We start from the raw sequence: 14,696 nt of genomic DNA, 5'->3' as shown, positions 1-14,696 counted from the left end.
CCGCGCCAGGGAGTCGGTGCGCGAAAGTCCAAGAGTGCGGTACCTCAGAGGTGTTGACGGGACAGTAAGCGATTACTACGTTGCCGCCCCATGGCTGAGAAAAGGACCCGAACCGTGCGTGCCGCCATCGCGACGGCGGCCGCGGCCGCCACTCTCGCGCTCGCCGCCCCCGCCCAGGCCGACCCCTTCGCCCCCACGCCCGGCTCGGACGGCGTGGGCGACCCGCTGTTCCCGACGCTCGGCAACGGCGGCTACGACGTCCGCCACTACGACCTCTCCTTCGACTTCACGCCCGTGACGTACGACTTCGCCGCCACCATGAAGATCAGAGCCAGGGCCACCCAGGACCTGTCATCCTTCAACCTCGACGTCGACTCGCTCGCCGTCGACCGGATCACCGTCGACGGCGCGCCCGCCACCTGGGCGATCGGCCCCGGCAGGACGGGCCAGGAGCTCACCGTCACCCCGGCCCGCCCGCTGCGCGAACACCGCTCGTTCGACGTCGAGTTGACGTACCACGGCAACGGGAAGACGAAGCCGGTCGGGCAGCCCGGCTGGCGCTACATGTCCGACGGCGGCTTCGCGTCGGCCGCCCAGGCCTCGCGCGCCGACACCTTCGCGCCGGTCAACGACCATCCGTCCGACAAGGCGACCTGGACGTTCCACCTCACCGCGCCCAAGGGGTGGACGCCCGCGGCCAACGGCAACCTCATCGGCCGGCGAGGCGCCCCCGGCGCCAAGGAGACCTGGGACTTCTCCCTCAAGCCCCCGATGGCGCCCGAGCTGTTGGGCATCTCGGTCAACAAGCAGACATACCTCCATGGACGAGGGCCGCACGGCGTCAAGCTGCGCCACCTCGTGCCCACCGACCAACTGGCCAAGTACCGCCCGATCGTGGAGGAGACCGGCGGGCAGCTCGCCTGGCTGGAGAAGACCCTCGGCGTGCGCTACCCCTTCGACACCTACGGCGTGCAGATCGTGCGCGACGGCTACGGCGACGCCCTGGAGAACCAGACGCTCTCCCTCTTCGGCCCCGGCTGGTTCGAGCGCCCCACCTACTCGACGACCATGGTCCACGAGCTGACCCACCAGTGGTTCGGCGACTCCGTCACCCCCGCCACCTGGCAGGACGCGTGGCTGAACGAGGGGCCCGCCGTGTACTACGCGGCCGTGTGGGCGGACCAGAAGGGGTTCCAGCCCATCGAGGAGAAGATGAAGACCGCGTACGAGAAGCTCGACGCGGTCCGCAAGACCGACGGGCCGCCCGGCAAGCCCACCGGGCTCGGCGGCTTCAGCATCTACGACGGGGCGGCCGTCTCCCTCTACGCCCTCGCGCAGCAGATCGGCCAGGACGACTTCGACGCCGTCATGAAGGCGTGGCTGACCAAGCACCGGCACGGCAACGCCTCCACACAGGACTTCATCGACAACGCGGTGAAGGTGACCGGCGACGCGTCCGTCGGCACCTTCCTCCACCACTGGCTGTTCGACCTCGACAACCCGCCCATGCCGGGCCACCCGGACTGGGGCGTCACGCCGTGAGGCGCCGCACCGCCGCGCTCGCGGCGACCCTGGTGACGTTGGCGCTCGGCGCGCCGCTCGGCCCCGCGGCCGTTGCCGCTCCCGGGCCGTACGTCCTGCACGTGGCACCGCACGGCAGCGGCGAGGCGTGCAGCACCGCCCGCCCCTGCTCGCCGACCGCCGCGCGGGACGCCGCCCGTGACGTCGAGGGCCGGGACGTGCGCGTCGAACTGGCCGACGGCACCTACGCGTTGACCGAGTCCCTGAAGCTCGGCGAGGCCGACTCGGGTCGGGCAGGACACACCGTCACCTGGACCGCGGCGCGGGGCGCCCGCCCCGTGCTGTCCGGCGGCCGGAACATCGAGGGATGGACCAGGAACCAGGACGGCACCTGGACCGCCACCGCCCCCGAAGGCGTCACCCCGCGCCAGCTCTTCGTGGACGGCCGACGGGCACAGCGCGCCCGGGGCGCGGCCTGCCCGGCCGCCACCTGCGACGCGACCAAGACCGGAATGACGGGCGCGATCAAGTCCGGAGTCGCCGACTGGCGGCGCCCCACCGGCGCGGAGGCGGTCATCAAGGTCCGCTGGCGCGACTACCACTGCCGCATCACCGGCGTCCAAGGGGACAACCTCACCTTCGCCAAGCCCTGTTGGACCAACGCCGCGAGCGGCACCGGCCGCACGGGTCCCGCCTGGGACTCCACGACGGTCGACTCGGCCCGCTACCACGGCGTCGCCTTCTTCGAGAACGCCCGTGAACTCCTCGACAAGCCGGGTGAGTTCGTCTGGGACGCCGAGGACCGCACCGTCACCTACCTGCCGCGCGCGGGCGAGGATCCGCGCCACGCGCGCATGGTCACCCCGGTCGCCGAGCGGCTCATGGTCGTCGACGGGGCCCACGACGTGCGCGTCGACGGCATCGGCTTCGCGTACGCCGCCTACCACCAGCCCGGCACCGACGAGGGCTACGCGGGCACCCAGGCGGGCCTCACCCTCACCGGAGCCACCGGGCCCGTCGACCACGCGGGCCGGTACTACACCAAACCGGCGGCGGCCCTCACCGTCCGGGGCGGCCGTCAAGTGGCCGTCACGCGGGCCGAGTTCAGCCACCTCGGCGGCGCCGGCGTTATCCTCGAAGCGGGCACCAAGGACTCCTCGTTGACCCGCTCCCGCTTCACGGACCTCTCCTCGGGCGCCGCCTACATCGGCGACACTGAGCCCGACCCGGAGCCCGCGCTCGCGGGGGAGCGGAACACCTTCGCGTACAACACCGTCCGGCGCACCGGGGTCGAGTACACCGATTCCGTGGGCATCTGGGCGGGGTACGAGGCGGAGTTGAGCGTCGACCACAACACCCTCGAAGAGCTGCCCTACTCGGGGATCTCGGTCGGCTGGGGATGGAACCAGCCCGAGGCGCGGACGTCCGTGCTGCGCGACAACCGCATCACCGCCAACCGGATCACCGACGTCATGCGGGTCGAGCACGACCAGCACGACGGCGGCGCCGTCTACACCCAGGGCGCCCAGCCCGGCACGCTCGTCGCGGGCAACTACATCAACCGTTCGGCGTACGGCAACACCGAGCGCGACGGCAACGGCATCTACCTGGACGAGCAGTCCTCGCACATCCGCGTCGAAGGCAACGTGCTGACCCGGCTCGGCTACAAGTGGGTCTCCAACTGGGCGGACTACGGCATCCAGAACCACGCCACGGGCAACTGGACCGACACCGACGCACCGGCCCTGGCCGGCACCGGATCCACCATGAAGGACAACCGCACCAAGCTCGACCGGCTGCCCGTCGAGGCGCTCGCCGTGGCCCGGCGCGCGGGCGCTCGCCCGGGGCCCGTCGAACAGCTCCGCCCCGACCTCGCCCGCGCGGGCACGGCGGCACAGTCCGCCACGGACGGCGCCGCCCAGGCCTCGTACGCCGTGGACGGGGACACCTCCACCGACACCCGCACGCTCGCCGGGGCGGGCGCCTGGTGGCAGGTCGACCTCGGCGCCGTCCGGCGGGTACGCCAGGTGGAGGTGTGGAACGACGCGGCGATGACCACGGCGGACTTCGACGTGCAGCTGTCCAGGACCGCGGACTTCACCGACGCCACCACGCGCCATGTGCAGGGCAAGGCGCTGCGGCCCACGCTCCTGGATTTCGCCGGGGGCGATACGGCCAGATTCGTACGGATCAGGCTCACGGGAACCGGACGGGTGGGCCTCGCGCACGTGCTGGTCCATCCCTGACGACCGGGCTTCCGTCCGGCCGCCCGGCCCTCTCGACACGGGCGGCCGGGGCCGGATAGATAAGGATCAAGCTCATCGACGCCAGCGGCACCCGTGAGCCAAGCACCCGCAACACCGGCACAAGCGAAGGAAGTTCCATGACCGACCTCCGTCTCGGCGTCCTCGGCTACGGGCTGCGCGGCTCGCTCGCCCGTACCGCCCACCGGCCGGGAGAGGGCTCGCGCGTCACCGCCCTCGCCGACCACGACGCCGCCGCACGGGCCGGGGCCGCCGAGGCCTTCCCCGGCGCGCTGATATCCAGCGACCACCGCAAGGTCGTCGAGGACCCGGACATCGACGCGATCGTCGTCCTCACCCCCGACCACACCCACGCGGAGCTGGCCTGCGAGGCGCTGCGCGAGGGCAAGCCCGTCTTCGTCGAGAAGCCGCTGGAGACGGGCGTCGAGGCGTGCGACGAGATCCTGCGCACCGCGTACGAGACGGGCACGCGCCTGTACGTGGGGCACAACATGCGGCACATGCCCGTGGTCCGGCTGATGCGCGACGTCATCGAGCGTGGCGAGATCGGCGCGGTCAAGACCGTCTGGGTGCGGCACTTCGTCGGCTACGGCGGCGACTGGTACTTCAAGGACTGGCACGCCGAACGGCGGTACACCAACGGGCTGTTGCTCCAGAAGGCCGCCCATGACATCGACGTCCTGCACTGGCTGGCGAACGGCTACGCCCGCCAGGTGCAGGCCCTCGGCGACCTCATGGTCTACGGCGACAATCCGCACCGCCGCGCGCCGGGCGAGCCCAAGACCGACGACTGGTACACCAAGGAAGGACACTGGCCGCCGCACACCCAGCGCGACCTGAACCCCGTCATCGACGTCGAGGACGTCTCCCTGGTCAACATGCGCCTCGACAACGGGGTCCTCGCCGCCTACCAGCAGTGCCACTTCACGCCCGACTACTGGCGCAACTACACCGTCATCGGCGACGCGGGGCGCCTGGAGAACTTCGGCGACGGGCCCGGGGGAGTGGTCAAGGTGTGGAACTCCCGCCGGTCCTCCTACCGGGGCGAGGCCGACGCCGAGTACCCGGTGCCGGAGGCGCAGGACGACGGCGGGCACGGCGGTGCCGACCCGCTGCTCGTCGACGAGTTCGTCCGCTTCGCACGCGAGGGCGGGCGCACCGACACCTCGCCCGTCGCGGCGCGGATGGCCGTGGCGGCGGGCGTACGGGCGACCGAGTCGCTGCGCGACGGCGGGACCCCGCGCGAGGTGCCCGCGCTCGACCCGGAGCTGATCGCCTACTTCGAACGCGGTCAGATCCGCTGACGCGCCGTTCCGGCGCGGGGGCCTGAAGGAAAGCTGCGGCGGCGCTTAAGAAATCCTCGATGGACCGGGGCGCCGCCGTAGGGAAGATTCCTGTGTCGTCGCAGGAAGAACCGACGGACGACGACAGGAGCCGTGGCCTTGAAGGCGCTGGTCAAGGAGAAGGCGGAGCCGGGACTCCGGCTGAAGGACGTACCGGAGCCGGTGATCGGCCACGGAGACGTCCTGATCAAGGTGCTCCGCACCGGGATCTGCGGCACCGATCTGCACATCAGGGCCTGGGACGGCTGGGCGCAGCAGGCGATCTCCGCGCCGCTGATCGTCGGACACGAGTTCGTCGGCGAGGTCGTGGAGACCGGTCGTGACGTCACGGACATCAGCGCGGGCGACCTGGTCAGCGGCGAGGGCCACCTGGTCTGCGGCAAGTGCCGCAACTGTCTGGCGGGGCGCCGCCACCTGTGCCGCGCCACCGTCGGACTCGGCGTCGGAAGGGACGGCGCGTTCGCGGAGTACGTCGCGCTGCCCGCCACCAACGTCTGGGTGCATCGCGTCCCGGTGGACCTGGACGTGGCCGCGATCTTCGACCCGTTCGGCAACGCCGTGCACACCGCGCTCTCCTTCCCGCTGGTCGGCGAGGACGTGTTGATCACCGGGGCCGGTCCCATCGGCCTGATGGCGGCGGCCGTCGCCCGGCACGCGGGCGCCCGCAACGTCGTGATCACCGACGTCAGCGAGGAGCGCCTTGACCTGGCCCGCAAGACCGGGGTCACGCTCGCGCTCAACGTCGCGGAGTCCACGATCGCCGAGGGGCAGCGCACCCTCGGGCTCCGTGAGGGCTTCGACATCGGCCTGGAGATGTCCGGCAACCCGCACGCGATGCGCGACATGGTCGCCAACATGACCCACGGCGGCCGGATCGCCATGCTCGGACTGCCGGCCGAGGAGTTCGCGGTCGACTGGGCCCGGATCGTCACTTCGATGATCACGATCAAGGGCATCTACGGCCGTGAGATGTTCGAGACCTGGTACGCGATGTCCGTGCTGCTCGAAGGGGGGCTCGACCTGGCTCCCGTGATCACGGGCCGGTACGGCCACCGTGACTTCGAGGCCGCCTTCGACGACGCGGCGAGCGGCCGTGGCGGCAAGGTCATCCTCGACTGGACCTCCTGACCGTCCCGGACCCCCGTTCCCCCTCCGCCACGGCTCAACTCCCGAAGGAATCACGCATGTTCGACTCCGTACGCGAAGACCTCCAGGCCACCCTCGACGAGATCGTCGCCGCCGGACTGCACAAGCCCGAGCGCGTCATCGGCACCCCGCAGTCCGCCACGGTCGCCGTCACTGCGGGCGGGCGCCCCGGTGAGGTCCTCAACTTCTGTGCGAACAACTACCTCGGCCTCGCCGACCACCCCGAGGTCGTCGCCGCGGCCCACGAGGCGCTCGACCGCTGGGGCTACGGCATGGCGTCCGTCCGCTTCATCTGCGGTACGCAGGAGGTGCACAAGGAACTGGAGGCGCGCCTCTCGGCCTTCCTCGGCCAGGAGGACACGATCCTCTACTCCTCCTGCTTCGACGCCAACGGCGGTGTCTTCGAGACGCTGCTCGGCGCCGAGGACGCGGTGATCTCCGACGCCCTCAACCACGCGTCGATCATCGACGGCATCCGCCTCTCCAAGGCCCGCCGCTTCCGCTACGCCAACCGCGACATGGGCGACCTGGAGAAGCAGCTCAAGGAGGCCACCGAGGGCGGCGCCCGGCGCAAGCTGATCGTCACCGACGGCGTCTTCTCCATGGACGGCTACGTCGCCCCGCTCGCGGACATCTGCGACCTCGCCGAGCGCTACGACGCGATGGTCATGGTCGACGACTCGCACGCCGTCGGCTTCGTGGGCCCCGGCGGCCGCGGCACCCCCGAGCTGCACGGCGTCATGGACCGCGTCGACATCATCACGGGCACGCTCGGCAAGGCGCTCGGCGGCGCCTCCGGCGGCTATGTCGCGGCCCGCGCCGAGATCGTCGCGCTGCTGCGCCAGCGCTCGCGGCCCTACCTCTTCTCGAACACGCTCGCTCCGGTGATCGCCGCGGCCTCGCTGAAGGTCATCGACCTCCTGGAGTCCGCCGGTGACCTGCGCGAACAGCTCGCCGCCAACACGGCCCTGTTCCGCTCGCGGATGACCGAGGAGGGCTTCGACATCCTGCCTGGCGACCACGCCATCGCCCCGGTCATGATCGGCGACGCGTCGGCCGCGGGCCGCATGGCCGAGCTGCTCCTGGAGCGCGGCGTGTACGTGATCGGCTTCTCGTACCCGGTGGTGCCGCAGGGCGCCGCGCGGATCCGCGTACAGCTGTCGGCGGCGCACTCGACGGAGGACGTCAACCGCGCGGTCGACGCGTTCGTCGCCGCGCGGGCCGAGCTGGAGGGGTGACCTGGGGGACGGGGGCGCGGGTACGACGTGGTCGGCCCGAGCCCCCGTCCTGTCCCGCCCCCGTCCCGCCCCACCCCTCGTCCCGCCTCCGGCCGGCGCTCTGGCTGCGGGATGGTGGGGGCTGATCGCTCAGTTCCCCGCGCCCCTTGCGGGGCGCGCGTGGGGCCACCGGTAGGGGTGACGCCTCCCGTGGGGGAGAATCGTCCGCATGATCGAGGCACGGCGGCTGCACATCCTCCGTGCGGTGGCTGACCACCGCACGGTCACGGCCGCTGCCGCGGCCCTGTACCTCACGCCGTCCGCGGTGTCCCAGCAGCTCACCGCCCTGGAGCAGGAGACGGGCCACCGCCTGGTGGAACGCTCGGCGCGCGGGGTGCGCCTGACCGCGGCGGGGGAGATCCTGCTGACGCACACCAACGCGGTCCTCGCCCAGCTGGAGCGCGCCGAGGCGGAACTCGCGGCGTACAGCTCGGGTGCGGCGGGCACCGTGACCGTGGCGTCCTTCGCCACCGGCATCGGCCTGGTCGTCGGCCCCGCACTCGCCCGGCTCGCGGTCTCCGCGCCCGGCATCCGGGTCCGGGTCCAGGACGCGGAGGGCGACGCGAGCCTGCCGATGGTGCTCGACCGGCAGGTGGACGTGGCCGTCGCCGTGGAGTACCGGGGAGCGCCCGGCGCCGACGACCCCCGCCTCACCCGTGTCCCGCTCTACGCCGAGCCCTTCGACGCGGTGCTCCCGGTCGGCCACCGGCTCGCGGCGGCGGACCGCGTCGCCCTCGCCGAGCTGGCCAAGGACGCGTGGATCGGCCCCTTCGCGGGCAACCCCTGCCACGACGTGGTGGTCCTCGCCTGCGAGCAGGCCGGGTTCCAGCCGCTGCTCGAACATTGGTCGGACGACTTCCGCGCGGTGGTGGCGCTCGCCTCGGCCGGGGCGGGAGTCGCCCTGGTGCCGCGCTCGGCGCTGCGGGGCATGGAGGTGCCCGGCGTGGTCGTACGGCCCGTGGAGGGTGCGGCCCCCACGCGCAGGGTGTTCGCTGCGGTGCGCTGCGGCGCGGAGGAACATCCGCTGATCCGCCCCGTCCTCGACGCGTTGGGCGAGGCGGCGGGTTAGCCCCCTCACGGTCTCGCCGAAGCGCCGACCGCACGTCGGACCGTCAGGAGACCGGCCGCCTCGGCGGGGGTATGCGCGACAGGAGTTCCCACAAGGGGCGCGGGCCCGCGGCCCAGGTGGCCAGGGTCCCGCGGTCCACCAGGTGCAGCTGCTGTGACCGTGCGAGGGGCGCGCACCTCGCGGAGAACCTGCCGTTCGTCACCAGAACCACCACGTCGGCGCCGTGCAACTGGCGGGCCGTCCCGTTCAGGACGTGCAGATCCGGCGTGCCGACCGCCGATCCCTCGGCGCCGCGCCTGCGGTGCTTGCACTGGATGACCCAGCGGCGGCCTGCGGGGTCGGTGGCCTTCACATCCGCCCCGTTGTCGTTCGCCCCGCCGACCTGCGCCGCGTCCCGGCAGCCGTCGCGCCGCATCAAGTCGCGCACGGCGTACTCGAAGTCCCGGTGGTGCAGGGCGTCGAGCTGGCCTATCGCGAACCGCAGGCCCTGCGCGCGGACCCGGTCCCAGCGGGCCCGCTCGGACCTCCGGTCCCACCACACACCACCTGCCCCGGCGGCCGCCGCGCCCGCGACGAGCAGCAGCCACCAGTGCGCTAGCAGCCAGCTCACCGTCGCCACGACCAGACCGACCGCCGCCACGGCAGCCACGCACACCATCACGATCTCGGCGTCCCTGCCGCGTGCCTGTGTCCGTCCGCGTCCCCGTCCGCGCCGTGAGCGCCGCGCTCGCCGCCGCGCGGGCGGCCGTCGCGTCATGACCCGTCCCGCGCGCACGCCGCGTCCCGTCCGCACGCCTCGTCCCCGTCGTACGCCCCGCCCCACTCATACGCCCAGTTCCACAGCATGTCGCCCCCCGATGCCGCCGCTGTCCCCGACCGAGAACCCCATGCTGGCAGCTCCCACTGACAACGGGCAGACGAAATCGGGGCTCGACGGGCACGGCCCCGAAACTCAGGTCCGACCTATTGACCCTGCCGCGAGCCAGTCATTAGCGTGGCCGACAGCCTGTCAGAAAGCGCTTTCTGGACACGCTTCTCCGCCGCCTCTCCCGCAGCATCCTCCGCACCTGCCACCTGCCGTCGAGTTCGCCGAAGCGCGCCGCATGCCAGCCGAATGTCAGGGGAGTTCCTCGTGAGCCAGCGCGTACTGTCGTCCCCCACGCCCGTGAAGGCGGCGGGCGTCGTCGAGCGGGAACGGCCCGGCCTGCGGCAGCGTGCCGCCGACGCGGCCGAGCGGAGCTGGCGTCCGCTCGCCCTGCTGATCGTCTGCTTCGGCGCCTGGTGGCTGATCGCCGCCACCGCCATGGTCGAGCCCTATCTCGTCCCCTCGCCCGGCGCGACCCTCGACGTCATCATCGACAAGCCCGACTACCTCTGGCAGCACAGCTGGGTCACCACGTACGAGACCCTGATCGGCTTCGTCATCGCGGTCGGCGTCGGGATCGTCTCCGCGGTCCTGATGGTCGCGTCGACGACCGTGGAGAAGACCCTCTACCCGATCCTGCTCTTCGCGCAGGTCGTCCCGAAGATCGCCATCGCCCCGCTGTTCGTCGTCTGGCTGGGCTTCGGCATCGCGCCCAAGATCCTCATCGCCGTCCTCATCGCCTTCTTTCCCGTCGTCATCTCGATGGTCACCGGGCTCAAGGCCGTCGACCCCGAGATGCTCCAGCTCTCCGCGACGATGGGCGCCCGCCCCTGGCAGACCTTCCTCAAGATCCGCTTCCCGGCTTCCCTGCCGCACCTCTTCTCCGGCCTGAAGGTGGCCGTCACGCTCGCCGTGACCGGTGCCGTCGTGGGGGAGTTCGTCGGCGCGAACGAAGGGCTCGGCTATGTGATCCTCCAGGCCAACGGCAACCTCGACACCCCGATGCTCTTCGCCGGGCTGCTCGTGATGTCGCTGATCGGGGTGGTCCTCTTCGTGCTCGTCGAGATCGCCGAGAAGCTCCTGCTGCCGTGGCACGCCAGCCGCAGGGACGCGGCCGCCACGACGTACTGACCGCACGCCCCGCACTGCCAAGTCATGCCTCCCGTACGCGAGAAGGGCCGCTCATGCACGCGCGCAGACTCCTCACAGGACTCGTCCCCCTGGCGCTCGTCGCGGTGACCGCGACGGCCTGTGGCGACGACGCCAGGACGAGCACCAGCGACTCCGGCAAGAAGCTCGACAGGGTGACGCTGACGCTGAACTGGTACCCGTACGGCGAGCACGCGCCGTTCTACTTCGGCAAGCAGCGGAAGATCTTCGAGAAGCACGGCATCGACCTGGAGATCAGGGCGGGCCAGGGCTCGCAGAAGACCGTGCAGGCCACCGGCGCCGGACAGACCGACTTCGGCTGGGCCGACACCCCCGCCGTGCTCGCGGGCGTCGACCAGGGCGTCAAGGTGAAGAGCCTCGGCGTCTTCCTGCAGACGACGCCCGCCTCCGTGCAGTTCTTCGACGCGCAGGACATCGACTCGCCCGCCGGGCTCAAGGGGAAGACGATCGCGGGGACGGCGGGCGACGCGCTCACCAAGACGTTCCCGATCTTCCTGGCGAAGAACGGCATGGAACTGTCCGACGTCAAGATCCAGAACACCGACCCGGCGGGCAAGATCGCCGCGGTGATCTCCGGCAAGACGGACGCGCTGCTCGGCTACGCGAGCGACCAGGGCCCGACCATGCGGAACAAGGCGGACAAGGACGTCTCCTACCTGCGGTTCTCCGAGCACGGCCTGAACTTCTACTCCAACGGCCTCATCGCGGGCCCCAAGACCTTGCAGGGCAGGGGCGACCTGGCCCGGCGCATGACGGCCGCGGTGAGCGAGGCGTGGGCGGCCGCGGAGCGGAGCCCCGGGCCCGCGGTCGCCGCGATGGAGGGCGCGTCCGAACAACTGCCCCCGAAGAGCGTCCTTTCGGAGCAGTTCAAGACGACGCTGACCCTCCTGCACACGGACGCCACGAAGGGCAAGGCGCCGGGCGCCAACACGAAGGCGGACTGGCGGCAGACCATCGAGGTGTTCGCCGAGGCGGGCCTGGTCGACGAGCCCAAGTCCGTGACGGAGTACTGGGATTCGGCCAAGGGGATCAAGGGGTGAGCATGCCCAAGGACGCCACGCTCGCGGCACGGCAGGAGACGGAAGAAGGCGGCATGACGCAGGAGGGCACGGCTGTCAGGCCCGCCGTGCGCCTCGGCGACGTCGCCGTCCGCTTCCGTACGAAGAAGAAGGACGTCACCGCGTTGCGGGACGTGTCGCTCGACGTCGGCGCCGGTGAGTTCGTGGCGATCGTCGGCCCGTCGGGGTGCGGCAAGTCCACGCTGCTCAAGCTGGTCGCGGGGCTGCTCGCGCCGTCGTCGGGGGAGGTGCTCCTCGGCGGCGAGCGGGTGCGCGGGCCGCGCCGCGACATCGGTTACGTCTTCCAGCGCGCCGCCCTCCTGGACTGGCGCTCGGCGCGGCGCAACATCCTGCTCCAGGCGGAGATGCGGAAGATCCCCGTCGCAACGGCACGCGCGCGTGCCGGCGAACTGATCCGCATGACCGGCCTCGGCGGCTTCGAGGACGCCTATCCGCACGAGCTGTCGGGCGGCATGCAGCAGCGGGTGGCGCTGTGCCGGGCGCTTCTGCACGAGCCGCCCGTGCTGCTCATGGACGAGCCGTTCGGGGCGCTCGACGCGCTCACGCGCGAGCAGATGAACGTGGAGCTGAACCGCATCTGGCGCGAGACCGGCACCACCGTCCTCCTGGTGACCCACTCGATCCCGGAGGCGGTCTACCTCGCGGACCGCGTCGTCGTGATGAGCCCGCGTCCCGGCACGGTGACGGAGGTGATCGACGTCGGGCTGCCGCCGGAGCGGGAGTACGCGGCCACGCTCGCCTCACCCGAGTTCCGTACGGCGACCGTGCGGATCAGGGAGCTCCTGGGGGCGGTCTCGGCGCACGACTGACGCCAGGGGAGAGCGGCGCGGGTGGCGGCGCGCCCGGTGGCGGCTGACAGGTGGTGCCAGGGGCGGCCCACCCTTGCCCGGAATCCCAGATCTGGGATAGCGTGCCGAATATGGAACACGATGGAGTCGACGCGCGCCTCGCCGCCCGGCTGTCCGAGCTGCGCGCCGAACGCGGCCTGTCCCTGGGCGAGTTGGCCGAACTGAGCGGGATCAGCCGCTCGACCCTGTCCCGCGCCGAGCGCGCGGAGATCAGCCCCACCGCGGCCCTGCTCAACCGGCTCTGCGTGGTCTACGAGCGGACCATGTCGCAGCTCCTGAGCGAGGTCGAGGCCGAGCCCGCGCAGCTGGTGCGCGCCGTCGACCAGGCGGTCTGGGCGGACGACGACACGGGCTTCATGCGCTGGTCGGTCTCGCCGCCGAGCGCGGGGATGCGCGGCGAACTGGTCGAGGGCCGCCTGCAGCCGGGCGCCGACATCGCGTACGACCGACCGCCCGTGCCCGGTCTGGAGCAGCACATCTGGGTGCTCGAAGGCAGTCTGGAGGTCACGGTCCACGGGGAGACGCACACCCTGCGCACCGGGGACTGTCTGCGCTACCGGCTGTGGGGTGCCTCGCGGTTCCGCTGCCCGGGGGAGACGGCCGTGCGGTACGCGCTGGCCGTGGTGACGCCGTGACCGGCCCCTCGACCGTCACCCGCCTCACCGCCGACCAACTCCTCTCCTGCGCCGATGACTTGGCCGACCTGCTCGTCGAGACCGTGCGCGGCGGTGCCTCGCTGGGCTTCCTCGCGGGTCTGGACCGGACCGCCGCGGCCGCCTGGTGGCGCGGGCTCGCCCCCGAGGTCGCCGGGGGACGGCTCGCCGTCTGGGCCGCCCGCGACACCGAGCGCGTCACCGGCACCGTCGGCGTCGCCTTCGTGGACAAGCCCAACGGCCGCCACCGCGCCGAGATCATCAAGCTGATGGTGCACCCGGGCGCGCGCGGACAGGGCCTCGCCCGCGCGCTCCTGACCGCCGCCGAGGAGGCGGCGGTGGATACGGGCGTGACCCTGCTCGTCCTGGACACCGAGACCCACAGTCCCGCCGAGACCCTCTACGGGAAGGCGGGCTGGACCCGGGCCGGGACCATCCCCGACTACGCGACGGACCCGGCGGGCGGCCTGCACGCGACGACCCTCTTCTACAAGAAGCTCGGCACGCGGGCCGGCGCCGGGCACGCTGGAGCCGGTGCTCAGTAACGCAGCGCCGACAGATACGCGTAACTGTTGCGCGCCGTGGCGAACGGGTCGGCCGGGGTGTCGTGCTCGACCAGCCACTGCCGGACGCCGCCCACGCGCGCGTGGGCGAACATCGCGGCGAAGTCGAGCGTCCCTGAGCCGACGTCGGCGAAGCCGCCGTCCGCCGCCATGTCCTTCACGTGCAGGGCGGGGAAGCGGCGCGGATGGCGGCGGAAGTACGTCGCGGGATCGGCGCCGCCCTTCACCGCCCAGTAGACGTCCAGTTCGAAGCCGACGAGGGCGGGGTCGGTCTCGGTGACGAGGACGTCGTACAGGTTCACGCCGTCGACGACCACGTGGTCCGTGCCGTGGTTGTGGAACAGCACGGGCCCGAGGCCCGCCTTGCGCGAGGCGAGTCCGATCCTGTTGAACTGCCGTGCCGCCTCGCGGAACCCGTCCGGCGTGTGCAGCGCGGCGGGCAGGCTCGGCACCACGGGCCACCAGGCGCCCAGGGTGCGCAGATCGTCCAGTGCCCCCGGCAGCCCGCTGCCGGTGAGCGTGGGGTACGCGACGTGTTCGAGCACTGCCCGCAGGCCCGTCGCGTCGAGCATCCGACGGATGTCCGGTGCGCCGTACCCGTGCCGGCCGCTGACGCCCACGGTCGCGTACCCGATCTCGGCGAGCCGCTCCAGGGTGCCCGCGAAGTCCCGGGCGAGGACGTCGCGCATCGTGTAGAGGTGCATCCCGATGCCGCCGCGCGGAATGCGCCGCCGGTGTCCGTGCTCCGCCGCCCGCGCGGGCGAGGCCGCGGTGACGGCCCCGGCGAGCCCGAGGGACGTGCCTACGGAGACACCGGCGGTCTTACGGAGAAAGGCGCGTCTGGTGTCGCCCCGGGAGGACGGGTGCGGCGATCCGTGCGTGGTGCCGTTCATGGTGG

General features: G+C 71.9%; 13 protein-coding genes. 11 read left to right on the top strand and 2 right to left on the bottom strand.

Going from position 1 to position 14,696, the window contains the following annotated elements; translation table 11 throughout:
- Positions 1-114 precede the first annotated feature (114 nt).
- The 6 genes from ACIO9J_RS11465 to ACIO9J_RS11440 all read left to right on the top strand — a co-directional run bounded on the left by ACIO9J_RS11465 (position 115) and on the right by ACIO9J_RS11440 (position 8,620).
- Complete coding sequence (locus tag ACIO9J_RS11465; protein ID WP_401996238.1) at positions 115-1,542, top strand: M1 family metallopeptidase; 1,428 nt, start codon at positions 115-117, stop codon at positions 1,540-1,542.
- Complete coding sequence (locus ACIO9J_RS11460; protein ID WP_401996235.1) at positions 1,539-3,767, top strand: discoidin domain-containing protein; 2,229 nt, start codon at positions 1,539-1,541, stop codon at positions 3,765-3,767. The genes ACIO9J_RS11465 and ACIO9J_RS11460 overlap by 4 nt, the downstream gene beginning before the upstream one ends.
- Before the next feature lie 137 nt (positions 3,768-3,904).
- Positions 3,905-5,089, top strand: coding sequence for a Gfo/Idh/MocA family protein (locus ACIO9J_RS11455; protein WP_401996232.1), 1,185 nt, complete (start codon positions 3,905-3,907; stop codon positions 5,087-5,089).
- Between the two features lie 138 nt (positions 5,090-5,227).
- Positions 5,228-6,256, top strand: coding sequence for an L-threonine 3-dehydrogenase (gene tdh, locus ACIO9J_RS11450; RefSeq protein WP_401998494.1), 1,029 nt, complete (start codon positions 5,228-5,230; stop codon positions 6,254-6,256).
- Between the two features lie 56 nt (positions 6,257-6,312).
- Positions 6,313-7,512, top strand: a complete 1,200-nt coding sequence (locus tag ACIO9J_RS11445) for a glycine C-acetyltransferase (protein WP_401996229.1) — start codon at positions 6,313-6,315, stop codon at positions 7,510-7,512.
- A 208-nt stretch (positions 7,513-7,720) separates the two neighbouring features.
- Complete coding sequence (locus tag ACIO9J_RS11440) at positions 7,721-8,620, top strand: LysR family transcriptional regulator (protein ID WP_401996226.1); 900 nt, start codon at positions 7,721-7,723, stop codon at positions 8,618-8,620.
- 43 nt (positions 8,621-8,663) lie between these two features.
- On the opposite strand, the gene ACIO9J_RS11435 is transcribed toward ACIO9J_RS11440, so the two are convergent.
- Positions 8,664-9,377 carry a restriction endonuclease gene (locus ACIO9J_RS11435; RefSeq protein ID WP_401996223.1) on the bottom strand — a complete coding sequence of 238 codons (714 nt, stop codon included), beginning with the start codon at positions 9,375-9,377 and terminating at the stop codon, positions 8,664-8,666.
- A gap of 357 nt (positions 9,378-9,734) precedes the next feature.
- Here ACIO9J_RS11435 and ACIO9J_RS11430 point away from each other — a divergent pair, with 357 nt between their 5' ends.
- The 5 genes from ACIO9J_RS11430 to ACIO9J_RS11410 all read left to right on the top strand — a co-directional run bounded on the left by ACIO9J_RS11430 (position 9,735) and on the right by ACIO9J_RS11410 (position 13,780).
- Complete coding sequence (locus ACIO9J_RS11430; protein ID WP_401996220.1) at positions 9,735-10,616, top strand: ABC transporter permease; 882 nt, start codon at positions 9,735-9,737, stop codon at positions 10,614-10,616.
- Between the two features lie 53 nt (positions 10,617-10,669).
- Positions 10,670-11,695 carry an ABC transporter substrate-binding protein gene (locus ACIO9J_RS11425; protein WP_401996217.1) on the top strand — a complete coding sequence of 342 codons (1,026 nt, stop codon included), beginning with the start codon at positions 10,670-10,672 and terminating at the stop codon, positions 11,693-11,695.
- 53 nt (positions 11,696-11,748) lie between these two features.
- Positions 11,749-12,543, top strand: a complete 795-nt coding sequence (locus tag ACIO9J_RS11420; protein ID WP_401998492.1) for an ABC transporter ATP-binding protein — start codon at positions 11,749-11,751, stop codon at positions 12,541-12,543.
- Between the two features lie 110 nt (positions 12,544-12,653).
- A complete protein-coding gene (locus ACIO9J_RS11415) occupies positions 12,654-13,217 on the top strand; it encodes a helix-turn-helix domain-containing protein (protein WP_401996214.1) in 564 nt (187 codons plus the stop codon).
- Entirely contained in the window at positions 13,214-13,780 is a 567-nt protein-coding gene (locus tag ACIO9J_RS11410; protein WP_401996211.1) for a GNAT family N-acetyltransferase, read from the top strand. Before ACIO9J_RS11415 ends, ACIO9J_RS11410 begins: the two co-directional genes overlap by 4 nt.
- On the opposite strand, the gene ACIO9J_RS11405 is transcribed toward ACIO9J_RS11410, so the two are convergent.
- The gene (locus tag ACIO9J_RS11405; protein WP_401996209.1) at positions 13,774-14,691 is read right to left on the bottom strand and encodes a sugar phosphate isomerase/epimerase family protein; all 918 of its coding nucleotides are present in this window, start codon (positions 14,689-14,691) and stop codon (positions 13,774-13,776) included. The genes ACIO9J_RS11410 and ACIO9J_RS11405 overlap by 7 nt on opposite strands.
- Positions 14,692-14,696 lie beyond the last annotated feature (5 nt).

Source organism: Streptomyces sp. NPDC087300, assembly GCF_044744425.1.
GTDB lineage: Bacteria > Actinomycetota > Actinomycetes > Streptomycetales > Streptomycetaceae > Streptomyces.
Note: the sequence above shows the minus strand (reverse complement) of the source record. Positions and strands in the feature narration are given on the sequence as shown.

Coding starts and splice junctions, on each gene's coding strand:
- ACIO9J_RS11420 (WP_401998492.1), top strand. CDS start 11,749: ATGACGCAGGAGGGCACGGCTGTCAGGCCCGCCGTGCGCCTCGGCGAC.
- ACIO9J_RS11445 (WP_401996229.1), top strand. CDS start 6,313: ATGTTCGACTCCGTACGCGAAGACCTCCAGGCCACCCTCGACGAGATC.
- ACIO9J_RS11430 (WP_401996220.1), top strand. CDS start 9,735: ATGTCAGGGGAGTTCCTCGTGAGCCAGCGCGTACTGTCGTCCCCCACG.
- ACIO9J_RS11455 (WP_401996232.1), top strand. CDS start 3,905: ATGACCGACCTCCGTCTCGGCGTCCTCGGCTACGGGCTGCGCGGCTCG.
- ACIO9J_RS11405 (WP_401996209.1), bottom strand. CDS start 14,691: ATGAACGGCACCACGCACGGATCGCCGCACCCGTCCTCCCGGGGCGAC.
- ACIO9J_RS11435 (WP_401996223.1), bottom strand. CDS start 9,377: ATGACGCGACGGCCGCCCGCGCGGCGGCGAGCGCGGCGCTCACGGCGC.
- ACIO9J_RS11440 (WP_401996226.1), top strand. CDS start 7,721: ATGATCGAGGCACGGCGGCTGCACATCCTCCGTGCGGTGGCTGACCAC.
- ACIO9J_RS11415 (WP_401996214.1), top strand. CDS start 12,654: ATGGAACACGATGGAGTCGACGCGCGCCTCGCCGCCCGGCTGTCCGAG.
- ACIO9J_RS11425 (WP_401996217.1), top strand. CDS start 10,670: ATGCACGCGCGCAGACTCCTCACAGGACTCGTCCCCCTGGCGCTCGTC.